22 protein-coding genes, 1 tRNA gene and 2 riboswitches are annotated in these 25,497 nt (G+C 54.8%); of the genes, 11 read left to right on the top strand and 12 right to left on the bottom strand.

Annotated features, from left to right (window positions below; translation table 11 throughout):
• Window positions 1-3: 3 nt before the first annotated feature.
• The 5 genes from EYR88_RS13845 to EYR88_RS13825 all read right to left on the bottom strand — a co-directional run bounded on the left by EYR88_RS13845 (window position 4) and on the right by EYR88_RS13825 (window position 3,908).
• Window positions 4-894 (bottom strand): DUF4031 domain-containing protein, encoded by an 891-nt coding sequence (locus EYR88_RS13845; protein ID WP_131090335.1) that lies wholly within the window; start codon window positions 892-894, stop codon window positions 4-6.
• 43 nt (window positions 895-937) lie between these two features.
• Window positions 938-1,228 (bottom strand): WXG100 family type VII secretion target, encoded by a 291-nt coding sequence (locus EYR88_RS13840; RefSeq protein ID WP_131090334.1) that lies wholly within the window; start codon window positions 1,226-1,228, stop codon window positions 938-940.
• Between the two features lie 116 nt (window positions 1,229-1,344).
• Window positions 1,345-2,847, bottom strand: a complete 1,503-nt coding sequence (locus EYR88_RS13835) for a HAMP domain-containing sensor histidine kinase (RefSeq protein ID WP_242632590.1) — start codon at window positions 2,845-2,847, stop codon at window positions 1,345-1,347.
• Window positions 2,848-2,923: 76 nt separating this feature from the next.
• The gene (locus tag EYR88_RS13830) at window positions 2,924-3,631 is read right to left on the bottom strand and encodes a response regulator transcription factor (RefSeq protein ID WP_131090332.1); all 708 of its coding nucleotides are present in this window, start codon (window positions 3,629-3,631) and stop codon (window positions 2,924-2,926) included.
• 58 nt (window positions 3,632-3,689) lie between these two features.
• The gene (locus EYR88_RS13825) at window positions 3,690-3,908 is read right to left on the bottom strand and encodes a hypothetical protein (protein ID WP_131090331.1); all 219 of its coding nucleotides are present in this window, start codon (window positions 3,906-3,908) and stop codon (window positions 3,690-3,692) included.
• A gap of 251 nt (window positions 3,909-4,159) precedes the next feature.
• On the opposite strand from EYR88_RS13825, the gene EYR88_RS13820 reads away from it, so the two are divergent.
• On the top strand, window positions 4,160-4,543 hold the full coding sequence (locus EYR88_RS13820) for a cold shock domain-containing protein (protein ID WP_131090330.1): 384 nt from the start codon (window positions 4,160-4,162) through the stop codon (window positions 4,541-4,543).
• Window positions 4,544-4,546: 3 nt separating this feature from the next.
• Window positions 4,547-5,152: a DUF3027 domain-containing protein gene (locus EYR88_RS13815; RefSeq protein ID WP_131090329.1), complete on the top strand. Its 606-nt coding sequence runs from the start codon at window positions 4,547-4,549 to the stop codon at window positions 5,150-5,152.
• 78 nt (window positions 5,153-5,230) lie between these two features.
• Here the strand turns inward: EYR88_RS13815 and serC are convergent, their stop codons facing one another.
• On the bottom strand, window positions 5,231-6,352 hold the full coding sequence (gene serC, locus EYR88_RS13810) for a phosphoserine transaminase (RefSeq protein WP_131090328.1): 1,122 nt from the start codon (window positions 6,350-6,352) through the stop codon (window positions 5,231-5,233).
• A 260-nt stretch (window positions 6,353-6,612) separates the two neighbouring features.
• Between serC and EYR88_RS13805 the strand changes: the two genes are divergently transcribed.
• The 4 genes from EYR88_RS13805 to EYR88_RS13790 all read left to right on the top strand — a co-directional run bounded on the left by EYR88_RS13805 (window position 6,613) and on the right by EYR88_RS13790 (window position 10,561).
• Window positions 6,613-7,308, top strand: coding sequence for a metal-dependent transcriptional regulator (locus EYR88_RS13805; RefSeq protein ID WP_131090327.1), 696 nt, complete (start codon window positions 6,613-6,615; stop codon window positions 7,306-7,308).
• A 107-nt stretch (window positions 7,309-7,415) separates the two neighbouring features.
• Window positions 7,416-7,569: riboswitch (cyclic di-AMP (ydaO/yuaA leader) on the top strand.
• Between the two features lie 4 nt (window positions 7,570-7,573).
• Window positions 7,574-8,620, top strand: a complete 1,047-nt coding sequence (locus tag EYR88_RS16295; protein ID WP_242632589.1) for a M23 family metallopeptidase — start codon at window positions 7,574-7,576, stop codon at window positions 8,618-8,620.
• Window positions 8,621-8,744: 124 nt separating this feature from the next.
• A riboswitch (cyclic di-AMP (ydaO/yuaA leader) is annotated at window positions 8,745-8,914 on the top strand.
• Window positions 8,915-8,917: 3 nt separating this feature from the next.
• Window positions 8,918-9,838, top strand: coding sequence for a C40 family peptidase (locus EYR88_RS13795; protein ID WP_131090326.1), 921 nt, complete (start codon window positions 8,918-8,920; stop codon window positions 9,836-9,838).
• 228 nt (window positions 9,839-10,066) lie between these two features.
• A complete protein-coding gene (locus EYR88_RS13790) occupies window positions 10,067-10,561 on the top strand; it encodes an HNH endonuclease (RefSeq protein ID WP_131090325.1) in 495 nt (164 codons plus the stop codon).
• A 43-nt stretch (window positions 10,562-10,604) separates the two neighbouring features.
• Here the strand turns inward: EYR88_RS13790 and EYR88_RS13785 are convergent, their stop codons facing one another.
• On the bottom strand, window positions 10,605-11,015 hold the full coding sequence (locus EYR88_RS13785) for an NUDIX domain-containing protein (RefSeq protein ID WP_131090324.1): 411 nt from the start codon (window positions 11,013-11,015) through the stop codon (window positions 10,605-10,607).
• Window positions 11,016-11,201: 186 nt separating this feature from the next.
• Here EYR88_RS13785 and EYR88_RS13780 point away from each other — a divergent pair, with 186 nt between their 5' ends.
• The gene (locus tag EYR88_RS13780) at window positions 11,202-12,431 is read left to right on the top strand and encodes an ROK family transcriptional regulator (RefSeq protein WP_131090323.1); all 1,230 of its coding nucleotides are present in this window, start codon (window positions 11,202-11,204) and stop codon (window positions 12,429-12,431) included.
• Between the two features lie 118 nt (window positions 12,432-12,549).
• Here the strand turns inward: EYR88_RS13780 and EYR88_RS13775 are convergent.
• Together EYR88_RS13775 and EYR88_RS13770 are read right to left on the bottom strand one after the other, a co-directional pair.
• Window positions 12,550-12,623: transfer RNA gene (locus tag EYR88_RS13775), tRNA-Arg, on the bottom strand.
• Between the two features lie 65 nt (window positions 12,624-12,688).
• Window positions 12,689-13,351, bottom strand: a complete 663-nt coding sequence (locus EYR88_RS13770; RefSeq protein WP_131090322.1) for a hypothetical protein — start codon at window positions 13,349-13,351, stop codon at window positions 12,689-12,691.
• Window positions 13,352-13,435: 84 nt separating this feature from the next.
• Between EYR88_RS13770 and pcrA the strand changes: the two genes are divergently transcribed.
• The 3 genes from pcrA (at window position 13,436) to sucD (ending at window position 18,144) form a co-directional block, all read left to right on the top strand.
• Window positions 13,436-15,811 carry a DNA helicase PcrA gene (gene pcrA, locus EYR88_RS13765; RefSeq protein ID WP_131090321.1) on the top strand — a complete coding sequence of 792 codons (2,376 nt, stop codon included), beginning with the start codon at window positions 13,436-13,438 and terminating at the stop codon, window positions 15,809-15,811.
• 241 nt (window positions 15,812-16,052) lie between these two features.
• Entirely contained in the window at window positions 16,053-17,225 is a 1,173-nt protein-coding gene (gene sucC / locus EYR88_RS13760) for an ADP-forming succinate--CoA ligase subunit beta (protein WP_131090320.1), read from the top strand.
• A gap of 16 nt (window positions 17,226-17,241) precedes the next feature.
• Entirely contained in the window at window positions 17,242-18,144 is a 903-nt protein-coding gene (gene sucD / locus EYR88_RS13755; protein ID WP_131090319.1) for a succinate--CoA ligase subunit alpha, read from the top strand.
• A 192-nt stretch (window positions 18,145-18,336) separates the two neighbouring features.
• On the opposite strand, the gene EYR88_RS13750 is transcribed toward sucD, so the two are convergent.
• The 3 genes from EYR88_RS13750 to EYR88_RS13740 all read right to left on the bottom strand — a co-directional run bounded on the left by EYR88_RS13750 (window position 18,337) and on the right by EYR88_RS13740 (window position 24,228).
• Window positions 18,337-19,887, bottom strand: a complete 1,551-nt coding sequence (locus EYR88_RS13750; protein WP_131090318.1) for an MFS transporter — start codon at window positions 19,885-19,887, stop codon at window positions 18,337-18,339.
• Window positions 19,888-20,427: 540 nt separating this feature from the next.
• Window positions 20,428-20,718 carry a hypothetical protein gene (locus EYR88_RS13745; protein ID WP_131090317.1) on the bottom strand — a complete coding sequence of 97 codons (291 nt, stop codon included), beginning with the start codon at window positions 20,716-20,718 and terminating at the stop codon, window positions 20,428-20,430.
• A gap of 162 nt (window positions 20,719-20,880) precedes the next feature.
• Window positions 20,881-24,228 (bottom strand): DEAD/DEAH box helicase, encoded by a 3,348-nt coding sequence (locus EYR88_RS13740; RefSeq protein ID WP_131090316.1) that lies wholly within the window; start codon window positions 24,226-24,228, stop codon window positions 20,881-20,883.
• Between the two features lie 86 nt (window positions 24,229-24,314).
• Here EYR88_RS13740 and EYR88_RS13735 point away from each other — a divergent pair, with 86 nt between their 5' ends.
• A complete protein-coding gene (locus tag EYR88_RS13735) occupies window positions 24,315-25,493 on the top strand; it encodes an LOG family protein (RefSeq protein WP_131090315.1) in 1,179 nt (392 codons plus the stop codon).
• Window positions 25,494-25,497 lie beyond the last annotated feature (4 nt).

Raw genomic sequence — 25,497 nt, 5'->3', positions numbered from 1 at the left:
GTGCTAGAGCCAGGTGTGGAGCAAATTCAATTCCCGGTTCAGGTTGGCACGAGCAGCTAATTCCCAAAGTTCGCGTCCGTCTTGCGTACCGTAGATTGAAGCCTTGGACACCAGGGCCGAGAGAATCTTGATGCGCCCGGCAGCCAGCACGCTTTGTGGCAGGTGCGCATATTCTTGATAGATCGCCTGAGCATAGCGTTCATAGGCCGGCTGGGGCCGGGCCAAAACTTCTAGATCTGCGTCGCACAGAATCCGTCCCAGGACGTTAGACTCAGCAGGATCATGGCTAGCGGTGAGCATCACCAGTTCGCTGATTCGGGCAACCGAGGCGGATGAGAGTATGCCCTCCAAGAGTTCACGGGCGAGCACCGCAGACTTAAATTCATCTTCGCTTGTGCCGTCGTAGACCGCATCGTGGAACCACGCAGCCAACTGCAGTTGCATCAGTTCTTCACTGTGCACCTTGCCCTTAGCCAGCTGGTCAATGGCTTCGAGCACAGAGAGCAGATGAACGCGGTCGTGATAGTAGCGATGGGCTTGGGACCACATTTTCAGTAGTTCCTTACCCATGCGCGGTTCGGTGGGTAGGGTGTGAGCCCAGCGACGTAGCAAGATACCATCGAGTTTTTCTGGACGATACTTGGCTGGGATGCGTAATCCTGAAGAGACCAGGGTGCGCACTAGCTGGCCACCGCTGACCTCTTGTGCGCCTGCCTGAACCAACTGCGCGTAACGTTCCTGAGGAACGTCGTAGTGGTCCTTGTCGAACGCCCTAGAAGAGATTTCTTGGTCTTTGGCGAATTCGTGGAGCTCTTTGAGGGAGCGATCCGAAACCAAATGGGAAAAGAGCGTACCGTGCGCAGGCCAACGCGGCGGGTCGATCAGAATACTCATGGACTAAGCCTACTGATCAACCAGCCGCGTTGTTGCCACAGGGCTAGTAGCGGAACAGCGAGGTGTTGACCTGCTCCACTTCCTCGTACTGCATCGACGCATGATTCAGGGCCGCAGCAATACTGCTCAGCGCTTCTTCAATTTGCACATGGGTGGAACGCCATTCAACAACGATGGACTGGAATGATGCGGCAGCAGAACCCTGCCAAGTGCTCTGTAGTTGGTCTAGATTCATTTGCATCGTCGAAACTTCATGACGTAAACGATCAATGGTGTTCATGACCGCCTGCGATTTGACCTGCATCTCACCGGTATTGGTGGAGAACGTGCTCATGGAATTCATCCTTTCCTTGATGGCTGTGTCGGTTAGTCGATGCAACCAAACTAGAAAGGATCCTGCCTGCGCTGTGCGGTAGCGGTGCTGAATGTGGATAAACCTAGCCCTGAAGGTTATGAGCCGGTTGAGTTTTCGTCGTCGATCTCTGGTTCAGGGCGTTCAACTACGGGGACGTACGGCATCGAAATCGACATGGTCGCACCGCCACCAGGAGTATCGGAAAGTGCCACAGAGCCACCATGTTGCTGCACGATCGCGGCAACGATGGCTAGACCTAGTCCCGAGCCTCCAGTTTCTCGCTGGCGGGAGCTGTCGGCACGGTAGAAGCGCTCGAAGATACGCTTGGCATCATCGGGAGGAATGCCCGGCCCATGGTCGCGAACTTCAACCACCGCATCCATGGCACCAGCCACCAACGACCGGACGCCCACGGCAATCTCAATCGGCGTGCCCTCAGGGGTGTAGCGCAGTGCGTTGGTGATCAGGTTGGCGATGATCTGGCGGATTCGTGCGTCATCACCCAGCGTGCTAGCCGGGCTGGGGCGCTCGGTAGTTAGACCCACGAGCTTCACCGTTCGATCCGGTGCTCTCACCTTGGTGTCTTCCACCGCATCTTGGCCAAGAACCAGCAAGTCCACCGATTGCTTCTCCATGGGGCGCTGCTCATCAAGTCGGGCCAGCATCAACAGGTCTTCGACCAGTCGGGCCATGCGTTTGGATTCAGCTTCAATGCGGCCCATGGCCGAGTCCATCGCCTCAGGATCAGCCAAGCCACCGTAGCGGTAAAACTCGGAGTAGCCCTGAATGGTCACCAGCGGAGTGCGCAACTCATGAGAGGCGTCCTGAATAAATCGGCGCATCTTGCGTTCCGAGGCTTCGCGGTCCAGGAAGGCCTTTTCAATTTGCGCCAGCATCGCGTTCAGCGAGCGGGAGAGCCGGCCGACTTCGGTTTCTGACGGGTAGTCCTTCACACGCTGGGAGAGATCACCATCGGCAATCATCGAGGCGGTGCGCTCCACATTAATCAGCGGTCGCAGAGACCTGCCGGTGAGCCCGTAGGCGATCATGGACATCAAGAGGGCTGCAAGCATACCGGTTGAAAGCACCAATACGGCGGTTTGCCGCACCGTGGTGTTCACATGATCCAACGGAAGAGCCAAGAATAGGTTCAGATTGCTGCTCTGTAAGGGCACCATCATGGTGCGCCACCCTGCCGAGTTGCGATAGCTACCGGGCACGGTGGAGGGCACCAGAGGATGTTCTGCAAGCTTCTGGATCTCTTGTGGATCCAGTAGCGGTTGATCGGAGCCGTTGGTCGGTGCAACGCGCGATCGAGGCATCACGTACACCAGCGTGCCATCGGCATCGCGGATGTCGGCATATGAGCTATTCAGGCCCATCAAGGTTGGGTCAAAATCGGAGCTTGTACCGTCTTCGTTCAGCGAATGAACGTAGGCCTTGTTAAGCCCGTAGGCCATCGTGGGCCACGAAGCGTTGAGCTGAACGTCGATTTGCTTGGTCATCGAAATCCTCAGCGTGTGTGCTGAGCTCAGCGCGGTGGCAACGATGGCGAAGACCATCAGCCCGAGCATGACGATGACGAGCTTGGTCCTCATTGAGGTACGGCGCCAATGGGCCCGGATCGACTTCATATGCTGACCTTACAAGCCCTCTTTACTACTCGAAGAATTCCTAGCGACGATCTGGGGTGCGCATCAGGTAGCCCACGCCACGCTTGGTCTGAATCAGTGCAGGCCATTCAGGGCGGTCAACCTTGCGACGCAGGTAGGAAATGTAGGATTCAACGATTGATGCGTCTCCGTTGAAGTCGTACTCCCACACATGATCCAGGATCTGTGACTTGGAGAGCACGCGGTTAGGGTTCATCATCAGGTAGCGCAGCAGCTTGAACTCGGTAGGGGAGAGGTCAATAACCTCACCGGCGCGAGTTACCTCATGTGCGTCGTCATCCAGCTCAAGGTCGGCAACCACGATGGTGGCGCTTTCTTCTTCGCCGTTGGAAGTGCGGCGCAGTACCGCACGGATACGCGCGACCACCTCGTCCAGGCTAAATGGCTTGGTGACATAGTCATCGCCGCCAACGGTCAAGCCGGTGACCTTGTCGCTGGTGTCATCACGAGCGGTGAGGTAAAGAACAGGGAAGTGGCGGCCGGCGGCACGCAGCTTGCGGGTGATGGTGAAACCATCCATGTCTGGAAGCATGACATCAAGAACTGCAAGGTCTGGTTCGTCTGCTTCTACGGCAGCTAGTGCCTCGCGACCATTGGCAGCGGCAACAACCTCGAAACCAGCGAAGCGCAGCGAAGTGGAGAGAAGTTCGCGGATATTTGGTTCGTCGTCAACTACAAGAAGTTTTGCTTCAGTCGGTTTTGCACTCATGAACTCCAGTTTGCACAAGAAGTCTGGGAGCTAGCTGAGCGAGAGCTGATTCTGTTTTTTAGGTGTTGCGTCGTTTGACGATATTGCCTATGACAACAACGATGCCCAGGATAAAGGCCAGCGGAAGGCCCCATACGGCGAAAGCCATCACTAAAGCGGGGATAGCGATGTTCTGAAAATAAAGAACGAGCGTGCCAATCAATGCGAGAGCCGAAAGTACGGCGATGATGATCGCCAAACGTGAAATGACCGTCATAGTTTTGGATGTAGTGCTCACAACCTCTAGCTTAGCGTCGTTCAGGCACAGGCAACGCGTAAAGCAATCCCAAAGCGCACAAAGATGAATTGTGCGCGGTAGATGACATAATCTTAGATAAAGGACTTGAAGCGATTTCGTAGGTTGAGTACCCGGCAAGAAGCAAAGAAGAATCCCGGCTGTGACTCCGCGAAATCCTACGAATGAAAATGCATAACGTAGGGCAGAGCTCGGTTATGCAACTTAGCTAAGAACGAACGAGGTAAGTGATCATGCCTAGCGGCAAGGTTAAATGGTACGAAAAGGCCAAGGGCTTCGGTTTTATTACCGCAGAGGATGGCAAAGAGATTTACGTCAACGCGGCCGCGTTGCCTGAAGGCGTTCATGATCTGCGCCCCGGTACTCGTTTGGAGTTCGGTGTGGCTGACGGACGGCGTGGCCCGCAGGCACTGAGCTTGCGGTTGCTCGAACAGGCCCCTTCAGTGGCTCGCGCTAAGCGCAAAAAACCGGAAGCTGAAGCCGTCCTCATTGAGGATCTGATCAAGCTGCTCGACAACGTTTCCAATAGCTTGCACAAGGGGCGTTATCCTGAACAGGCATATGGCAAGAAGGTTGCTACCGTACTTCGTGCGGTAGCCGACGATCTGGACGCATAAATAATGGCCCGTAAACCTAAGTTGGACACCATCCTCGCCGACGCAGTAGAACCTGCTCGTGTCGCGCTGGCAGAGATTGCTAGCGCGTCCGAAATCGGCGAATACCTCGGGGTGACCGCCGAAGGCGAGCGACTTGTCACCCATCGATTTGTCTCCTATAAAAAGGGATATCAGGGATGGACTTGGTTCGCTACTGTCGCCCGGGTTCCACGGGCTAAGGCCAAGGACCTCACGGTATGCGAAGTTGGCATTATTGCCGGTGAGGGTTCTTTGTTAGCCCCAGCCTGGGTTCCATGGGCTGACCGCTTGGCTAAGGAAGAAATTGAAGCGGCCAAGGCAGCAGACGCTGCCGAAGCCGCCGGCGAGTCCGCTGAGCAAGTGCCGGCATCGGATTCCGAGGAGCCATCACAGCCGCAGGCGGACAGCGAATCAGCTGACCAGGAACGCGCTGATCAAGAACCAGCTGATGATGACGCGGAACAGGATGATGACGAGCTTCAGCCGCATAAGTCGCCGGCTCGACGTCAGGTTCGTCGTCGCAGGACCGCGCAACGCACCGCGGCACGCCGTCGCGCTGCCCAGCGTAATCGCACGCGCAAAGACAGCTAACACTTAATAAAAGAAGCGGGAGCTTCGAAGAATTGGTCTAAACCGATCCTTCGAAGCTCCCGCTTCTTTGTCTGCTTCTTAGAGCTGCTCGATGACGTAGTCAATGCACTTAAGCAATGCCGCCACGTCACTTGGCTCAATGGCAACAAAGGTTGCGATGCGCAGCTGGTTGCGACCGAGCTTTCGATAAGGCTCAACGTCAACCACACCGTTGGCGCGCAACGCCTTGGCGATAGCCGAAGCATCTACCGAGTCGTCAAAATCAACGGTGGAAATAACGTTCGAACGGTGTTCAGCCTTGGCCACGTAAAGCGAGGCGATCTCTGATGCCTCGGCCCAAGCCTGTATCAAGCCTGCGGATTCTGCGGTGCGCTGCGCGGCCCACTTCAGTCCACCATTGGAGTTGATCCACTTGATCTGTGCGTCAAGACCAACCAGCGTGGTTAGCGACGGGGTGTTGTACGTCTGGTTCTTCAGCGAGTTATCCAACGCGGTCTTCAGATCCAAGAAGTCTGGGATCCAACGATCGGTGGCTGCGATTTCCTCGATGCGGGCGATGGCCGCAGGGGAGACAAAAGCAAGCCACAGTCCGCCGTCTGAAGCGAAGTTCTTCTGTGGCGCGAAGTAGTAAACGTCGGTTTCGGCTAGGTCTACATCCAGGCCTCCCGCGGCGCTGGTGGCGTCAATGACAACCAATGCGTCCTCATTGGCTCCGGCCACGCGCTTGATCGGCGCTGCTGCACCGGTCGAAGTTTCGTTCTGTGGCCATGCGTAAACGTCAACGTCTGCTTCAGCTACTGGCTCAGGAACGGTGCCTGGCTCGCCAACGATGATTGAGGAAGCTGCCAAGAATGGAGCTTTGTCGGTGGCCTTGGCGAATTTGGAACCAAACTCACCGAAAGACAGGTGCTGTGCTTTGTTACGAACCAAGCTGAAGGTTGCGGCGTCCCAGAATGCGGTCGAACCACCTACGCCGAGAAGAACTTCATAGCCTTCAGGGGCACTAAACATCTCCTTGAGCCCGGTCTGAACCGAAGCTACAAGGTTCTTTACCGGTGCCTGGCGGTGGGAAGTTCCCAACAACTTGGACCCGGCGTCGACGATGGCCTGGACCTGTTCTGCGCGAACCTTGGAGGGTCCGGCACCGAATCGACCATCGGCGGGCAGAAGGTTTTGTGGAATTTGGATGTCCGTGCTCATCGCGCTCCTCTTGTAGCGATAGTTTGAAGTGCCTGATAGGCCACCATTACCCAGAATCGGAATATTGAAGGATGGCCTTGGCGTTTCAATAGATATCTTCGCAAATTGCGGGGGCTCGAGGGAAAAGCGAGACGGTCGGTTACGACATCTGCGCGGCGGGTTACATCCGCACACTGTCTGATAGACCAAGTAGAGTGGGCTATTGACGCCACGTAAAAATCGAGCGAACTTAACTGTTGTGACTTCCAGGAGCGGCTACTGTGTCTGATCTTATCGATACAACTGAGATGTATCTTCGCACCATTCTTGAACTTCAAGAAGAAGAGATCGTGGCTTTGCGTGCCCGAATTGCGGAGCGTCTTGGCCACTCAGGACCAACTGTGTCGCAGACTGTTGCCCGCATGGAGCGCGACGGTTTGGTAGTCGTCTCTACTGATCGTCACCTTGCGCTGACTGATAAAGGTCATGAATTAGCAACGGGCGTGATGCGCAAGCACCGCTTGGCTGAGCGTCTACTTTCGGACATGATCGGCTTGGACTGGGAATACGTCCATGACGAAGCTTGCCGCTGGGAACACGTGATGAGTGAACGTGTTGAACGTCGACTCTACGACCTATTGGGTAAGCCAACTGTCTCCCCGTATGGCAACCCAATTCCAGGTCTTGAAGTACTTGGTGGCCCTAGCGTGGCCGAAATCTCGCATGCCGTTCAGAATTTGGATGACGCATTGCTGGCCGGCAACATCGGCCCGATAGCTATCGAGCGTCTAGCTGAGCCGATCCAAACGGACCCAATTCTGCTCGGACAACTGAATGAAGGCGGAATTCGCCCCGGTGCCATTGTCACTTTGGAACGTGCCGACGACTACGTAGTGGTCCGCGTTCAGGGCATCGAAGGCGCACTCGAGCTTCCAGTTGAAGTCAGCGGACACGTGTTTGTTCGGTCTCAAATTTGATAACGAAATTGTAACTTTAGGCGATGCCCGGTAACGTTTATTAGTGGTGTCGTCGATCTGACGTGCATCATCCGCCTCTGTCGCGACCGCCGAGTGTTGCCCTGCGTCAGAAGAAGGTCACGAATATTTGAGGGCAACAACGGGGGACCCAATATTTTGACGTGCAAACGTCTTGGGGTGAAGTTCTGTAATTTACAGGCCGACGCATTTCTCCATAGTCGAACCCGACAGCTAACTTCGTAGGCGTAACAGTGAGAGGAATGTTTTGGTCGAAACCAAGACTGCGGGACGACGTCGCGCTGCGGATACCGAGATTGACGTGATTGCAGAGATCACCGCTTCGGCCACCGCGCGGCCCAATGGACGCCGCGCATCACGCGCTGCGACAGCAGCTCCCGCTATCAGCCCGGTTAAGCCGGTGCACGCAGACTTTGTGGGTCGTCGCTTCGACTCCAACCAGCGCTACGGTGTAGCACCCAACCAAAAAGACTTTGCTTCAAAGATCGCCGCGAGCAATGTTGTTTCATTGCCACAGCGCACTGAAACTCAGGCAACGAGCTCGGCTCCAGCTGATGCAGATAGCAACGTAGAGTTCATTGCCAGCGTCAAGACCAAGAGCCGTAAGCCAATTCGTGCCGGCTTCAGCCACAAAATCGCTGCAGTCGCTGCGGTTTCAGGTTTGGCTTTGGCAGTAGTTGCCCCACAGCTTTCGGGCAGCACAGGTGAAGAGGACAAGGCAGTTGCCGCCGAACAGCGCACCGCAACTTCAGCTGTAGTCGACGTCAAGGCTCCTGAGAGCACAACGGAGCTTTCCGTTGAACGCGCTGCACTGTCCTCCGAAGTAAATAAGAAGGTCGCCAGTGAAGAGAAGCTCACTGAGATCATGACTGCTTCGGGTGGCGATGTCACCACGCTCAAGGAAACCGCAGGGTTGCTTGATGCACCAGTAGATAGCCAGCGCATCACTTCGACCTTCGGGCACCGAAAGAATCCAACCGGCGCAGGCTTCATGATTCACAGCGGCACCGATTACGGTGTTGGCAGTGGAACCAAGGTTTACGCCGCAGCAGATGGTGTTGTTGAGGTTGCAGGTTGGGCCGGTCATTCAGGTAACCGAGTCACCCTGGATCACGGCAAGGGCTTGGAAACCGGCTACAGCCACAACAGCAAGGTTTTGGTCAAGGTTGGAGACAAGGTGAAGCGCGGCGATCTCATCGCATTGTCGGGCACTACCGGCAACTCAACCGGGCCTCACGTGCACTTCGAAGTGATCGTTGACGGTCAGTTCAAAGACCCTGCAGGTTGGTTATAACGACGTTCGTCACTATTTCGTGATCAAAACGTGACATTTCAAAAATCATCCTATAGGCTTATATCCGTGCCATGGGGAACCCATGGGCATCTTTGCGTGAGAACCGAGCACTGCCAACACGCAATGAGCAGTTATACACAACTCGTACGGCAGTGGCGGGGGAACCAACATCGGGTCATTAGCTTTGGCTAATAACCCTAGGGGTGAAGTGGAAGAGAAGGAAACTTCAAATCCACCGAGGTAACTCCACTTCGAACCCGACAGCTTACCTCGTAGGTATCAAGGAGAGGCAATATTTTGACCAAGAGTCATGCACATGGACGTCGCCGCGCCGACGTTTCACGCACCAATTCGCTACAGGCGATTTCCCAGGCCGTAGCGTCTAACGCAGGCTCGGTGGGTCGTCAGGCTGCCGTAGTTGCAGCAGCATCCGGTTTGATCGTAACCCTGGGTGTTCCAGGCCAGGCATCCGCACCACGCGACGTTTCGGCTTCGCCGGTTGACACTATCAACCCAGAGCGCGTTGCAGTCAAGTCGGTCAGCGTTGCTGCCGACAAGGACGCTTCAGTAAGCATTAAGCGTGCAAGCTTCACTTCAGAAGAGAAGCCAGAGCCAGTTGTTATCGCAGTTGCTGATGACATCGAGCCAACCACCCGCACCAACGAGTCGTCGACTGCTGCTAAGCCAGCAAAGACCACCGTTGCAAGCGCTTCCTCGGCTTCTTCCGATTCTTCGGATTCGTTCGCTCCAACGACTCGTCAGAGCCGTAGCACCGGAACCGCAAAGGCAGCAACCGCTGCTCCAAAGGCTGAGGCGAAGACCGAAGCTAAGGCAAAGACCGAAACCAAGGCTGAGACCTCGGTACAGTCTGCTGGCCTGTCCGGCATCGCTGGCACCGCAGCCAAGTACGCTGGCGTTCCATACGTCTGGGGCGGCAACACCCCAAGCGGTTGGGATTGCTCGGGCTTCGTAAAGTATGTTTACGCACAGAACGGCATCAACATCGCTCGCGGAACCTCGGCCATCCTTGGCTCGGGTCAGTTCAAGCGCACCAGCAGCCCTAAGCCTGGCGACTTGGTATTCCAGAACGGTGGCGGCCACGTAGGTATCTACCTCGGCGGTGGCAAGATGATCGGTGCACAGAACCCAAGTGTTGGTACTTTGGTTCACGATGTATCGCGCAACCCACTGTACGGTTATTACACCCTAGCTGGCTAAATTCAGCTTTACGACGGCCATCGGACGATTCAATCGTCCGGTGGCCTTTGTTAGTTTAAATAGAGTGAACGTAGAACATCAAAAAAGTGAAAAACGATTGATTTCTTCTTCAGATACTCCCAAATCGCCTAAATCTTCGCATAGGCTAGCCGTAGAGACACTCCGATAAGGGCGCGAGCTCCATCAATGCCAGATGGTAGCAATCGGTTCAAGAAGGAAGTACGACACATGCGAACACTGGTATTAAACGCAGGATACGAACCCTTAGCGGTCGTGACTTTTAGACGAGCCCTAGTAATGGTTATGGCTGACAAAGCCACCATTGTTCTCCAGGACGACGATTCTCCAGTTCGCAGTTCCCACGGACAGTTACCCAGACCCACGGTCATTGTTCTCAAACGCTATGTAAGACGCCCCTACCGCGACATGCTTCATGTCACGCGTAGGGGTGTTCTGCGTCGGGACGCCTTTACCTGCGCTTATTGCGGTAAGTCTGCGAACACTATCGATCACGTGATCCCCAGAAGTAGGGGAGGGAAGAATACTTGGGAGAATCTTGTGGCAGCTTGTCTGCTGTGCAATAGTCGCAAGGCCGACAAGATGCTTTCGCAACTTGGCTGGCAGCTTCGCACCACACCACACCGACCACGTATGGGAGGACACCTAGTCTCTGGGCTGCAACATATTGATGCAGCGTGGGATGAGTTCCTTCAAGCCAGCTAAACGGTCAGCTAAAGGCCCGTTTTGGGTTGCCGGGACGAATAGGTTATCCGGCGGCGTTGGCAATGGCGTGGGGCAATACGAATTCACGTAGCAGTGGAGCGATGTCCTCGCGAAGCAAAGCGTCTTTTGGTGCGATCCAGAGAAGTTCTTCAAGCTCTGCTAGGGGTACGAGCTTGCCGTCGTAGTGCGCTGAAAATAGCGAGGCGCGGATGGAAGTGTCGTCTTCATTGGCGGCCGCTCCAATCCATTCACCGTCGAACTTGAGTTCGTCGGGCATGAAGGAGATTCCAAGTTCCTCGCGGATTTCTCGAATGACAGTTTGTAACGGGGATTCCCCGATTTCAGGTTTTCCGCCCGGTTGCATGAACTTGGTAGTGCCACGTTTGCGCACGAGGAGAATTTCTCCTTGGTTGTTGATTAAACATGCCGCTGAGATCGTCAAATTTTTCTTCACTAAAACACAATATCGCGTGAATCCATACGTTAATGGTGGTAACGTGCTTAATTGGATCTCCAACGTTTTTAGTTGTAACTCATAGCGGTCAAATTACTCGCGGTATACAGACCACGTGCTATTTGTTACCGGGATCGCTGGAACAGAAAGATCGATCCATCTACTTTACAGAACAATGGAGTAAAAATGCGACGGGGTACAAATCTAGGCCGCCTGGGTGACTTTAACCAGGCTGTCATTCTCGAGTCGATTCGACGCGCACCTGATGGCATTAGCCGCGTGGAACTGGCAGGTTCAACTGGCCTTTCGCCACAGACCATTTCAAATGTCGTTCGTCGTTTGCTGGATGACGGAATTGTCCGAGAAGACCGCACGATTGTATCCGGCCCAGGTAAGCCTCGCACCGTTTTGGAGCTTGAAGGCAACCGCTTGGTTTCCATTGGTATCCACCTTGATCCTAGCGTTCTCAGCTTCGTTGCGATGAACCTTCGTGGTGAAGTATTGCGCGAGCGTCGCATCGAAGTTCCTAACTTGGAGGTCGCTAACGAGACGATCCAGCTGATGGCCACCACCGTCAAGGAACTTATCGCTGAAATTCGCATTCCAAAGAAGCACATCGTTGGCGTAGGCATCGCAGTTCCAGGTCCAGTCAACGTTGAAGAGGGTATCGTTCTGAACCCACCACTGCTTGATGGTTGGGCTGATGTTGAGCTGGTCAACCCGCTGCGTAAGCTCTTGCGCTTGCAGGTCATCATCGAAAAGGACACCATCGCCTCCGCCGTTGGCGAGCTATGGCAGTCCAAGGAAGAAAAGAACAACGACTTCGTATTTGTTTACTGCGGTCACGGCTTCGGTGCCGGCCTAGTGCTCAATAACGATGTTCACCACGGCGCAAGCAACAACGCTGGCGAAATCGGACACTACTCCACCGGGCACAAGTCGATCATTTGTGAAGAATGCGGTGCTGACGACTGCCTCGCAGCAGGTACCTCGTACGAGTACATTTCTGCCCAGGCCAAGGAACGTGGCCTGGAGCTTCCTACCTACGAAATCGTAGGCCCGGAACAGCGTGCAGAGGGTATGAACCGACTCTACGAACTGGCTCATGAAGGCAACAAGGTAGCCAAGGAATTGGTTACCGGATCCATGACCATGGTCGCTGAAGTTGCAGGTCAGCTAGCCAACTCGTTGGACGTTCGCGAAATCATCTTCGGCGGTCCACAGTGGGGCAGGGTTCGCGAGCTGGTAGAAAACGATGTTCGAGAATCAGTTGAACGCCGATTCGCTCTGCGCGGTGTTCACGAAATCGAAACTCGCACCTCCGAACTTGGCGCCAATGTAGGAGCCATCGGTGGCGCCTGCGTAGTCATGGATGCTTCGCTTTCGCCAAAGGCGACCGCACTCCTGCTTCGCTAGTCTCAAACTTTATTCTCAGCTAAGGGCACGTTCATCATGAACGTGCCCTTAGCTGTTGCCGTGATACGAAAAGAGCCTTGCTACCAGCAATATTGCGGTAGCAAAGCTCTTTATCTTGTGCCCCTGAGCGGAATTGAACCGCTGGCCTACCCTTTAGGAGAGGGTCGCTCTATCCAACTGAGCTACAGAGGCTTGGGCATGAAAACACCAATAACACTATCTTACTAGGATGCTGAGGGTAAATCTCACCCTTGTTCCTACTCAGTACCCTCTCGGATAGCCAAGATCTTACGCTTTAGTGCACGGTTGGCCCTCACCGCTCCGATGCCCAGTACGAGAGCTGCCGTGATGAAGAGTAGAGCCCACCTAACGGTGGTCAAGATGGAAGCTAGAGCCACTAAGCCAGGGCTGAGTTCACCGGTAAACAGGGCATCAATGGCGAAGTTTTCCCAGATATCTATCAGTGCAAAGCCCAATGGGGCAATCCACGCTAACCAACGGGTTTGGCGATTGGGAATCCAACGAATGAACAACAACATCGAGAAGATGGCCGTGAACATCGGGAACAAGAATCCTGCGGTCTTGTGCAGGTAGTTCAACTGTCCGATGGCGTCAGCATTCATCACAGAACGCAGAGCTTCAATATCTGCGACGGTATAGCCAAAGACTCGCTGATCTGGCATGGACAGCGAATCGCTCAAGTCTTTCATCTGCACCATGGTCAGCAGGTGGTAATAGACAAAAAGGGCCAAACAGACAACTAGACCAACGGATATCAGGAGCATCGGATTCGACTGGTTGTCCTGCGAACCGTTCCTTGCCACTCGTGCTGCAGCAGGGTTTGTAGCTCTCTGTTGATCATGAGCATTGAACTGACTCGGTTTGCGATACTCTTTAGTTTTCTTGACGTTCTTTGCCATACAGTCCATTATGCCCGTGCTCTAGCTTGCACTTTTCAACGGCCACCGAAAAGTGTCCTAATCGCCACGTAGACTGGCTACATCATGGATTTTCTTTTTGATGATTTCGCTACGGACACTGCACAACCGGACATGCCTACCGCAGAAGAGCTGTTGGTCGGCATGAATCCCCAGCAGGAGGAAGCCGTACGCTATGCCGGTGGCCCCTTGCTTATTGTGGCTGGTGCAGGTTCAGGTAAGACGCGCGTGCTTACGCACAGAATCGCGTACTTGCTGGCTACCGGCCGCGCGCGCCCTCATGAGATCTTGGCGATTACCTTCACCAACAAAGCAGCCGCCGAAATGCGTGAACGCGCAGCGGAATTGATTGGTCAAGACAAAGCGAAAAAGATGTGGATTTCCACGTTCCACTCCTCGTGCGTGCGTATCTTGCGTCGAGAAGCCGCGGCCATTGGGTTGAAGTCCAACTTCTCAATCTACGATTCAACCGATTCCTTACGGCTAATCACATTAGTGGCCAAGTCATTGGAAATCGATCCGAAGCGTTTCACTCCCAAGGCGATCGCTCATAAAATTTCATCGCTGAAAAATGAGCTCATCGACGATGAGGACTACGCCGCGACCATCAACACCAACGATCCGTTCTCGCGAGCTGTTTCCGAGGTTTACCGTGGATACACCCGCCGTATGCGTTCGGCTAATGCCTTGGACTTTGATGACTTGATTGGTCAAGTTGTCTACATGTTCCGAGCGTTCCCGCGACTAGCTGACAGCTACCGCCGCCGCTTCCGTCATGTACTGATTGATGAGTACCAGGACACCAACCACGCGCAGTACTCACTAATCCGTGAACTCACCGGAATCGAGGGGGAGACCACCCCCGGCGAGTTGACTGTTGTTGGCGACTCCGACCAGTCAATTTATGCTTTCCGTGGTGCTGATATTCGAAACATCATCGAATTTGAGAAGGACTATCCGAGCGCCGCAACGATCAAGTTGGAACAGAACTATCGTTCCACCCAGACGATCCTTTCTGCGGCCAACGAAGTTATCAAGCGCAACCCGGACCGCAACGACAAGCGACTGTGGACCGCCAGCGGCGACGGTGAACTGATCACCGGGTACGTCGGTGAATCTGAATCCGACGAGGCTCGCTGGATTGCCGAAGAAATCTTGCGACTTAACGATGAAAACGACGTGCGTCCCGGAGACGTAGCGATCTTCTATCGCACCAACGCGCAGTCTCGCGCCCTAGAAGAGCAACTGATGCGCTTGGACTTGAAGTACCGCGTAGTCGGCGGAACTCGGTTCTACGACCGCAAGGAAATCAAGGATGCGTTGGCCTACCTGCGTGCCTTGGTGAATCCTGATGATGACATCAACGTCCGTCGTATCCTCAACGAACCAAAGCGAGGCATCGGCGATCGTGCCGAAGGCGCAGTGGCCGCCTTGGCTGATCGAGAACGCATCTCCTTTATGGAAGCGCTGCGCCGTTCCGATGAAGCACCTGGTTTGGGCACCCGCGGAATCAAGATGACCGCAGCCTTTGTTTCCTTGATGGATGATTTGCAAACTGTGGCTGAAGGATCAGGACCAGCCGAAGCGCTTGAAGCAGTACTGGAACAAACCGGCTATCTCGAAATCTTGCGTCTATCTACAGATCCGCAAGATGAATCACGGGTGGAGAACCTGGCTGAACTAGTCGCTGTGGTTCGTGACTTCGTTAACGATGATCCTGAAGGTGGTTTGGCCGGATTCTTAGAACGTGTGGCATTAGTCGCCGACGCCGACCAGATTCCGGAAGCGCCCAGTGATGACGAAGGTGCTGCGATGGCTGCACAGGAAGGCATGGTCACCTTGATGACCCTGCACACTGCCAAGGGCTTGGAATTCCCAGTAGTCTTCCTGACCGGTATGGAACACGGCGTCTTCCCGCATCAGCGTTCAATGACCGACGAGAAGGAACTGGCAGAGGAGCGTCGTTTGGCCTACGTGGGGCTCACTCGTGCTCGTGAGCGCCTATATCTTTCGCGTGCTGAACAGCGAAGCCTTTGGGGGCAAGCTCAGTACAACCCAGCGAGCCAGTTCTTGGAAGAAATTCCAGAACAGCTCATCGACTGGAAACGCGAGGGTTCCGGTGGCATGGGCTTCGGCTTTGGTAATTCTGCGGTGAATTTCGCCACGAGCAGATATGACCGTGGAACCCATTGGGGTGCTGGCACTTCGTCATCTGCGCCGGCTCGCGGCATGAATGCTGCTCCAGTCTCCAAGCAACGTGTTGTGCAAAATAAGGACATCACCATTCCCAAGGTCGGGCAATCGGTCAAGCATTCCGCGTTTGGCTTGGGAACTGTTCTCGCTTTGGAAGGTGCTGGCGATAAGACGGTGGCAAAGGTGCAATTCCCAGATTCTGAAAAGAGACTGTTATTGCGTTATGCACCTCTTGAAATAGTCGAATAGCCAACCGAGTAATTTAGTTACGTTCGTCACATTAATTTGGTTCTCGGCGGAATTCCCTAGTTTCTCTACGTGTTGTAAAAGTGGGAACTTTGAGAAAGTCGGGATAGTCTGAGAGGTGCGCACGGGCTACGGCGCCTTATGACGTCCGTTTGTTGCGGTGCGCTCTCTTAGGTATGGCATGGATTTCGGTCCGTGGCCATGCCGCGAGTCAGCATGAACTTCGAACGAAGGACACAAACCCGTGGACCTGTATGAGTACCAGGCGCGCGATCTATTTGAGGCACACGGTGTTCCCGTGCTTGCCGGTATCGTCGCTTACACCCCGGAAGAAGCCAAGGCCGCAGCTGAGAAGATCGGCGGCGTAGTTGTAGTAAAGGCACAGGTCAAGGTCGGTGGCCGCGGTAAGGCTGGCGGCGTTAAGGTCGCTAAGACTGCCGATGAAGCTTTCGAGCACGCATCGGCCATTCTCGGTATGGACATCAAGGGCCACACCGTGAACAAGGTCATGATCGCTCAGGGCGCCGACATCGCTGAGGAGTTCTACTTCTCGGTACTGTTGGACCGCTCGAACCGTAACTACCTGGCCATGTGCTCGGTAGAAGGTGGCATGGAGATCGAGGTGCTCGCAGTTGAGCGCCCAGATGCTTTGGCCAAGGTTGCCGTTGACCCAATCGTTGGCATTGACGCCGCGAAGGCTGCCGAGATCGTGGCAGAAGCAAACTTCCCTGAAGAGTTGCGTGCCAAGGTTGCAGAAACCATCCAGAAGCTCTGGGTTGTTTTCAAGGAAGAAGACGCAACCCTCGTTGAGGTTAACCCACTGGTGAAGACCGGCGCCGGCGACATCGTCGCACTTGACGGCAAGGTCTCCCTGGATGACAACGCCTCTGAGGTTCGTCACCCAGCTCACGAAGAGCTGGAAGACAAGGGCGCAGCGGATCCGCTGGAAGCCAAGGCTAAGGCTTCGGGCCTGAACTACGTCAAGCTGGACGGCGAAGTAGGCATCATCGGTAACGGTGCTGGCCTAGTTATGTCGACCCTGGACGTTGTTGCCTACGCTGGCGAGAACCACGGTTCGGTCAAGCCTGCAAACTTCCTTGATATCGGTGGTGGAGCTTCGGCGGAGGTTATGGCTAACGGTCTTGACGTCATCCTGAACGACCCACAGGTCAAGTCGGTCTTCGTCAACGTCTTCGGTGGCATCACCGCATGTGACGCTGTAGCAAACGGCATCGTTGGCGCGCTGAACACCCTGGGTGATGCAGCGAACAAGCCACTGGTTGTCCGCCTGGACGGCAACAACGTTGAAGAGGGTCGTGCCATCTTGGCCAAGGCTAACCACCCGTTGGTCACCCTGGCAGCAACCATGGATGAGGGCGCCGATAAGGCTGCCGAGCTCGCCAACGCAGCGAAGTAAGAGGGATAAGCGAACAATGAGCATTTACCTGAACAAGGACTCCAAGGTCATCGTCCAGGGCATCACCGGCGGCGAAGGCACCAAGCACACCGCCCTGATGCTCAAGGCTGGCACCAACATTGTTGGCGGCGTGAACGCCCGCAAGGCTGGTACCACCGTGACCCATGGTGACCAGGACATCAAGGTTTACGGCACCGTGGCTGAGGCCAAGGCCGAGACCGGCGCTGACGTATCAATCGTCTTCGTGCCACCTAAGTTCACCAAGGACGCAGTCGTTGAAGCTATCGAGGCCGAGGTTGGCCTTGTTGTAGTTATCACCGAAGGTGTTCCAGTACAGGACTCCGCTGAGTTCTGGGCTCTGGCACAGTCGAAGGTTGACGCCGACGGCAACCAGATCACCCGCATCATCGGCCCTAACTGCCCAGGCATCATCACCCCAGGTGAAGCACTGGTTGGTATCACCCCGAACAACATCACTGGCAAGGGCCCAATCGGCTTGGTTTCCAAGTCGGGTACCTTGACCTACCAGATGATGTACGAACTGCGCGATCTGGGCTTCTCCACCGCAATCGGCATCGGCGGCGACCCAGTCATCGGTACCACCCACATTGATGCTCTGGCTGCTTTTGAAGCTGACCCAGAGACCAAGGCCATCGTTATGATCGGTGAGATCGGTGGCGACGCTGAAGAGCGCGCAGCTGATTACATCAAGGCCAACGTCACCAAGCCAGTTGTTGGCTACGTGGCTGGCTTCACCGCTCCTGAAGGCAAGACCATGGGCCACGCAGGCGCCATCGTTTCCGGCTCGGCCGGCACCGCCCAGGCCAAGAAGGAAGCACTGGAAGCTGCTGGCGTAAAGGTTGGCAAGACTCCTTCGGAGACCGCTGTATTGCTGCGCGAAGTTTTCGCAGCTCTCTAAGCTAACGTTTCCAAGACTAATGCCCCGGATCCTCACGGATCCGGGGCATTAGTTTTTTGAGGCCAAGATCGGCCAAATCCAAGAGATGCGTTGAAGCAAAGAGGAGAAGGCTGCGAATGATTTCGCAGCCTTCTCCTCTTTGCTATTCAGTTATTGATCTGGCTACTGCCCCTGGCTGCAGCCAGGGGCAAGCTATGGCTGTGGAGTCATGTCCTTGCCGGACGGATTACCATCGGCGATTTCCTGCTGGTAGCTTTCCTCCAAGGCTGGAACCTGCTCGAAGAGTTCCTCAACATCAAGGTCAGGGTTTTCTTCCTGAGTCTTGACCAGCTCGATAGCTTCCTCTTCGGTCGCAACCGAAGGAAGCGAGCCAGGCAGTGGCTTACGTGCTGATTCCTTCAGGAAGCAGACGGCGATAAAGCCAGCTACCGACGTACCCATCACCCAGAACGCTGGTGCCAGCGATGACTGGGTCATGGTGACCAGTGCCTGCATGATAAATGGTGCGAAGCCACCGAAGATCGCTACCGCAAAGTTGTAGGAGATACCCATGCCACCGTAACGCGAGGCAGTAGGGAACAATGCTGGCAAGGACGAAGCCAAGTTGGCGACGTAGAAGGTCACTGGGAAGGCCAACAGGGCCAAGCCCACCAAGGTCGACCAGACAGCGCCGTGCATCATGAACAAGAACGCAGGAATGGCCAGAAGAATTGCGGACACCGAACCGATGAACAGCACCTTACGACGACCAATGGTGTCTGAGAGCTTGCCACCCAGCGGGATGCACAAAGACATACCAACAAGGATCGGCAGGGTCAGCAGGTTACCGTGGACCGGGTCATAGTGCAGGGTCTCGGTCAGGTAGGTCGGCATGTAGCTGGTCAGCGCGTAACCAGCAGTGTTAGCGGCGGACACGAGGACGAACCCAGTGAGCAGTTCACGCCAGTAGCTCTTGACCAGGTCAATAACACCCTTAGGCGCGTCCGCCGAGTTCTTAGCGTCCTCGCTCGCGCGGTTGGCAGCCTCCTGGGCTTCTTGGAACGCTGGAGTATCTTCAATTTTTGAACGGAACCACAAAGCGATCACACCCAGTGGCAGCGCCACCAGGAATGGAATACGCCAAGCGAAACCTTCCATGACATCTTCAGTCAGGGTCAGCTGGAGGATCGAAACAAAGGCAGCACCAATGGCGAAGCCCATGTAGGAACCGAGGTCCAGCAATGAGGCGTAGAAGCCACGGCGCTTATCTGGTGCGTACTCGGTAATGAACGTAGTAGCACCTGCATACTCGCCACCGGTGGAGAAGCCCTGGATGAGCTTCAAAACAACCAGCAGGATTGGTGCTGCTACACCCCATACCGTGTAATCCGGGAGGATACCGATGCCGAAGGTGGCTAGTGCCATCATCAGTAGGGTGAAGACAAGAATCTTCTGGCGACCAACGCGGTCACCCATCTGCCCCAGAATTACACCGCCCAGCGGGCGGGCCACGAATGTCACGGCGAAGACGCCGAGGCTGAACAAAGTCTGAATTGCTGGGTCGACGGTGTCCGGCATGAACAACTTGCCGATGATCACGGCCAGGTAGCCGTAGACACCAACGTCGTACCATTCCATGAGGTTACCGACGACGGTACCGCCGATGGCCTTCTTAAGCATTGAGTCGTCAACAACGTTGACATCTTCTACTTTTAGACGACGTTTTCTAAAAAACCGTTGCTTGCGTGGATTAGCGGCTTCCATAGCTTCACTCCTCGTATCTTTCTTGATCTTGTCGTTCAGCCGGCGTCTGGGACACTTCGTCAGTGAGTAAAAAATTACTCCGTGCAGTCACAAACAGACACCGGGCGACTCATCGAAATCGATAGATTTCTACTCGAAAAACCGACTAATCCGGGGCTTCGAGTGATGAAACGCTTTAGCGGATAGTTATCTACACTACCAAGTAACCTAATATTTCCCCGAATCGGAGCGTGTCCCACGTCTCATCGACTGAGCCTAATGCGGGACTTTGCACAGCTGACAGACAGGCGAAAACCGTTGAAGGTAATAGGCATGTACGCGAATTGGGCCGGGACGCACACTGCGGTCTCTTTGCGCCGAAAGTGTGGTGAAGGCCTCTAGATGACACGCCGCGAAAAATCGGCGAAGATTGCTTGATTTGGCTTGTGGCAGCACCTTTTGAGGGCGACCCGGACAGTCCGGGACAGCGATGTGTTTCTGTGGATACAAGAATGCCCCAAGTGCACCGATTGGGTGTCTTGGGGCAGACAGTGACGATTCTTAGCCTCGTAGGCCAACAGTCGCTTGAGCGTCAGCATCGATTCGTAGGAACGAGGAACCGACAACCGCGAACGCTCCAGGAATCAATAGCATCCTGTGCTTAGGGTTGTAAAAAATCTCTTCGAGCGGAGAAGCTAAAACCTGATGGACTTTTTCCAACAGGCGATCGTTTTCCAAGGACAAACGTTCCTGTCCTGCCTCGATAACCACACGATCTTTTTCAGTACTGACTGATGCGCGCATCCAGTCATCATCGGGGGTACTGATCGTCTCCGATTTAATCAGGGACACGGTTATTACCGCCTTCATCGTTCGTTTCGCCTGAACGAGGAGCCGCTCAGGCCAGTAACCGCTGGGTGCACTATGTGTGGAATAACGCACATCAACCGTCATAACGAATATATCGTGTCTGGCTAGCAGTCGGCCCCTATTCCGAGAGATTTAATCAACCTGTTACTCGAGCAGCCCTCTAATGTCCTGAGCGGTCAGTGCTTTAGAGAACCCATCGGCTTCATCCATCACTGTTGAGATGAGCTTGCGCTTGCTTTCCTGCAGAGCGACAACCTTCTCTTCGATGGTGCCTTGGGAAATCATCCGGTAGACCATCACTTGGCGGGTTTGGCCAATACGGTGAGTACGGTCAATCGCCTGAGCTTCAACCGCAGGATTCCACCATGGGTCAAGCAAGAAGCAGTAGTCAGCCTCGGTGAGGTTCAAACCGAAACCACCGGCCTTGAGCGAAATCAAGAACAGTGGCGCTTCGCCTTCCTTGAACTGATCAATGACCTTGGAGCGATTGCGCGTATTTCCATCGAGATACACAAAGTTCACGCCACGCTCAGTGAGCTTGTCGGCCAACACCTTCAGGTAGGAAGTGAACTGGCTGAAGACCAAGGCGCGGTGTCCTTCGCCGAGTACATCGTCAAGCTGATCAAAGAGTGCCTCCAGCTTGGATCCGGGGACATCGGCAAGCTCGGGATCAACCAGCGATGGTTCAAGTGCCAACATACGAAGATGGGTCAACGACTGGAAAATGGTGAACCGGTTGCGATCCAGATCCTCAACCAGGTGCAGAATCTTCTGACGCTCACGGTTTAAGTGGGTGTCGTAAACGTGCTGGTGCTCGTCGGAGAGACGAACCAACAGCTGCTGCTCCTGTTTAGGAGGCAGATCCAGAACCACAGATTCCTTGGTGCGGCGCAACATGAACGGCTTGATACGACGCTGTAGCAGCACCAAGGTGTCTTTATCGCCCAGGACCTCGATTGGACGGGCAAACTGACGGTTAAACCGACTGGTGTTCAAGAACAGCGCCGGAGCTACCAAAGACAACAACGCGCCAAGCTCAGAGAGGTTGTTTTCCATCGGTGTACCGGTGACAGCTAACTTAAAATTAGTCTGGAGGTTGACCGCGGTGCGGTGAGCCTTGGTGGAGCGGTTTTTTACGAACTGGGCCTCATCAAGAATCAACCCGGCGAAGCGCTGGCCCTCGTAGATCTCATCGTTGAGGCGCAGCAACGTGTAGGTCGTGAGAATGACGTCGTAGTTTTGAGCCAAGTCGCGCAGCTGATGCGGTGAGCTCATAGTTCCTTCGATGCTCACCACACGCAAGCTCGGAGCGAACCTGTTGATTTCGGTTTCCCAGTTAGAGACCACCGAGCTCGGAGCAACAACCAAGAACGGTGCACGCTCGCGCTGCGCTGCCGGCAACTGGGCGCACGCTTGCTCATCGTCCCACAAACCGTGCGCGTGCAAGATCAGGGCGATGGTCTGAAGGGTTTTACCCAAACCCATGTCATCGGCCAGGATCCCGCCGAAACCGCCTTCATACAGGCGACTGAGCCAGCGGAAGCCTTCAACCTGATAAGGGCGCAGCTGCGCATTAAGCGACTGAGGGACCTCAGCTTGATCTCCCTCGGCAACCCTGAGCAGGGATCGCATGCGCGCAATGAACATGTCTGCGCCATCGATACCTTCGGCGAGCTCATCAAGTTCTTCAAAGATGGAGATCTGGAAGACAGTAAGCTTCAGGTCGCCTTCTTTTGGCTTGTCGTTCAGGGCCTGCGCCTCATCGACTAATGCCTTGAGCTTAGCGAAGAGCGGTTGGTCCAAGGAGAACCACGTGTTATCGGGCAGCTTGATCTTCATCTGGCCATTGCTCATCGCTTCGACGATCTGCGAGAAAGGAACTGCGTGGTCACCAACGGTGATCAGCAGGCCTAAATCCAGCCAGTCGGTGCGCTCATGATTTACCGCATTGATTTTCAGCTGGGGGAGTTCACGCAGCTGACGGAAGACTGGGCGTGTTCCCTTCTCAAGCAGCTTGAGCATTGGAAGCTGTTCGATGGCAGGCAGAATTTCGGAGACAAAGGTAATGACCGATTCACCCGAGTAGAACTTGGGTGCAAGATCAGGATTGCCGTTTCCTGTATGCTCCTGGAAGACTTCATCCACGGCTGCTCGAAGTTCTTCTTCGGCTTCAAAATCATAAACTTCGTGATGATCCGGTACACCCGGGTAGCGGACCTGGAAATCCAGGGTCGCCGAATCATTTGGCTCACCCTTCTCATTCAGATCGTGTTTGTAGGTGACGGTGGCCTGAACAAAAGGTGGCTTCAACGCAGGAAGTTGCAACTCTTCACTGGCGCTGCGTAGGTCAAAACGACGTGCCAAACGAGGGTAGGCCGATTCGAAGAAGTCATTAATCTCTGCGACTGGAACAGCAACCTGCCGGCGGTCTGCGTACCAGCGGCGGTGAGCCTCGGCGATGGGTTCAGTACTTGGGGCCAGCCAAATTTCATCTGGCTGCCCAAGCTGAGCGTAAAAACCGTGATCAGCAATGACGCCACTAGGGGAGTCGGCATCCAGAAGTAGATCCTGACCGTCGATGTGCAGGACACCACCGAGCTGCAACTGTTTTTCGTCCAGTGAGGCTCGCATGCTAAATGCGGCAGGGTCGACGATGCGAATGCGCTGTTCGTTGCGTGTTGAGATCAAAGGGATGCCAAGTTCTTGTGCTTGGTCAAGCAAAGGCCACAACAGGTCGGAGGCGTATTCGTCCATGAATAGCCAATCTTCATCAACCTTAAACTGCAGCTGGGTGTCGCTGCGGGCCATGGAAGCAAAACGAGTGAACCAGTGATGCTGTGAGCGCAAGAGATTCCAGCCGTAGGTTTTGAAACCTAGGGTGGTCCAGCGCAACTGGCCGCGAACCCAGCGGCCTTCGGTATTGCGCACCATGGGGCGTACACCCAAACGGAAACGCTTGTTGCGCGTGGGATGCGGAATGGTTCCAGTAGGCATCCACTGCTGTTGCTGGGTGGTGTTCTTCGAGTCAAAGAGCATGAACTGAAGACCCATGGCCACTACTGGATCATGTTGAGAACCGAGCAATCCGTCAGCTGGACCGGGCTCTGACTCTTCAAACCAAGACCCGATTTGCTGAGACCAAGCAGCCGAGCTTTTTTCTTCGGCAACAGGAACCAGGCGTGGCATGGAAGCAATCTTGTTCGACACAATCGCTAGCGCTGCGATGTGTGCACAGATGCCTGGCTTGTCACAGGAGCATTCGCACAGTTCGATCTTCCATTCATCATCGACCTGCTGCACTTGGATCATCGGCGAGAACTCTTCATCGGCGGCTCGTACGGTGCCCTCGATCTGTCCAGTCGTCTCGTCGAATTCCACGTCAACCACGGAATTTTCTTCAGCGGCTAAGTTCTTTCCGTAAAAGAAAGGAACATCGCCCAAGAAGGCCAACAAGTGGCGGGCGTCTATGGTTGGTGGAACAGAGTTACTCATCCTCTCATCGTTTCACGTTCCGGCCCGTGGTGAAAGTTGAAGCGCCCCTGTGTGAATAATCCCTATGTATGACGTAGCGTTGTCGCATGTCCCATATCTGGCCTTTTCTTCCGGCGCGCGCGGTGAACATCACTTCACTGATCGAATTTGACCGATTAGCTGCTGAAGCCTTGGCTAATCCCCATGCCCGAGGATACGGGTGGCGGGTGCATCGACTAGATCTGCGTGAGCGCGATTCCATACTGCGTTCGCTGGACCTGTCCGAGGCGATATTTATTGATTGCCAGTATTCACCCGCGGGACGTGAACTGGTTCAGGCCACCGGCGGACTGTGCATGTCTTCAGGCACGCAACTACCTTTTCAGACCAGTGAGCGGGACCTATATACGGCCGCCGAACTATACGCAGGCATTGATGACAAGCCCTATGAGCAAGTTCCGGACGCACTGATCTACGCCTACTCTCAGCAACACAGCACACCTGAAGTCACCGATAACGACAGTGCCATGGCGACCACCTTCCATGATTACCAGATCTCTCAAGCTCTGGTATCCGAAGTTTACGATGGGGCCTTTAAAGACTCACCGCTGATTGGTGTGATGGGTGGGCACGCGATGACCCGCGGATCTGAGCACTACGCGCAGACCGTGGAACTGGGCCAACTGATTACTCGGGCAGGATGTGCCGTTGCTACCGGCGGGGGACCGGGGGCGATGGAAGCGGCCAACCTCGGTGCTTGGTTGGCTGATTATGATCCACAAGATGTCGACGCTGCGTTGCAGATGCTCGCCACGGCTCCAGATGCGATTCACCAGCGCACACAGTGGGCTCGCACTGCGCTCGCCGTTCGTGATCGATTCCCGAGCACCCACCAGTCATTAGGTGTGCCGACGTGGTTCTATGGCCATGAGCCACCGAATTTGTTTGCAACAAAGATCGCAAAATTTTTCACCAACTCTATTCGCGAAGCGATTTTGTTGGAGCAGGCTAACGGGGGACTAATTGTTCTGCCGGGTGCTGCAGGTACGGTGCAGGAAATCTTCCAAGACGCCTGCGAAAACTACTACGCCACCGGCGCGCGTGTGGTGCCCATGGTCTTGCTAGGACGCGAGTACTGGACTGAAACTATGCCAGCTTGGCCTTTGCTCAAGGCGTTGGCCGCAGGCCGGGTCATGGAAGAGAAAATTGCGCTGGTAGATACTGCCGAAGAAGCGATGGAATTTATTGGTTCTATGAGCACGCTACGCCGGCGTACCCGCTGGTGACACA

It is taken from the genome of Arthrobacter sp. S41, assembly GCF_004320535.1.
GTDB lineage: Bacteria > Actinomycetota > Actinomycetes > Actinomycetales > Micrococcaceae > Glutamicibacter.
This window is presented reverse-complemented; position numbering and strand designations above follow the sequence as displayed.

Coding starts and splice junctions, on each gene's coding strand:
- EYR88_RS13845 (WP_131090335.1), bottom strand. CDS start 894: ATGAGTATTCTGATCGACCCGCCGCGTTGGCCTGCGCACGGTACGCTC.
- EYR88_RS13840 (WP_131090334.1), bottom strand. CDS start 1,228: ATGAGCACGTTCTCCACCAATACCGGTGAGATGCAGGTCAAATCGCAG.
- EYR88_RS13835 (WP_242632590.1), bottom strand. CDS start 2,847: ATGAGGACCAAGCTCGTCATCGTCATGCTCGGGCTGATGGTCTTCGCC.
- EYR88_RS13830 (WP_131090332.1), bottom strand. CDS start 3,631: ATGAGTGCAAAACCGACTGAAGCAAAACTTCTTGTAGTTGACGACGAA.
- EYR88_RS13820 (WP_131090330.1), top strand. CDS start 4,160: ATGCCTAGCGGCAAGGTTAAATGGTACGAAAAGGCCAAGGGCTTCGGT.
- EYR88_RS13815 (WP_131090329.1), top strand. CDS start 4,547: ATGGCCCGTAAACCTAAGTTGGACACCATCCTCGCCGACGCAGTAGAA.
- serC (WP_131090328.1), bottom strand. CDS start 6,352: ATGAGCACGGACATCCAAATTCCACAAAACCTTCTGCCCGCCGATGGT.
- EYR88_RS13790 (WP_131090325.1), top strand. CDS start 10,067: ATGCGAACACTGGTATTAAACGCAGGATACGAACCCTTAGCGGTCGTG.
- EYR88_RS13780 (WP_131090323.1), top strand. CDS start 11,202: ATGCGACGGGGTACAAATCTAGGCCGCCTGGGTGACTTTAACCAGGCT.
- EYR88_RS13770 (WP_131090322.1), bottom strand. CDS start 13,351: ATGGCAAAGAACGTCAAGAAAACTAAAGAGTATCGCAAACCGAGTCAG.
- pcrA (WP_131090321.1), top strand. CDS start 13,436: ATGGATTTTCTTTTTGATGATTTCGCTACGGACACTGCACAACCGGAC.
- sucD (WP_131090319.1), top strand. CDS start 17,242: ATGAGCATTTACCTGAACAAGGACTCCAAGGTCATCGTCCAGGGCATC.
- EYR88_RS13750 (WP_131090318.1), bottom strand. CDS start 19,887: ATGGAAGCCGCTAATCCACGCAAGCAACGGTTTTTTAGAAAACGTCGT.
- EYR88_RS13740 (WP_131090316.1), bottom strand. CDS start 24,228: ATGAGTAACTCTGTTCCACCAACCATAGACGCCCGCCACTTGTTGGCC.
- EYR88_RS13735 (WP_131090315.1), top strand. CDS start 24,315: ATGTCCCATATCTGGCCTTTTCTTCCGGCGCGCGCGGTGAACATCACT.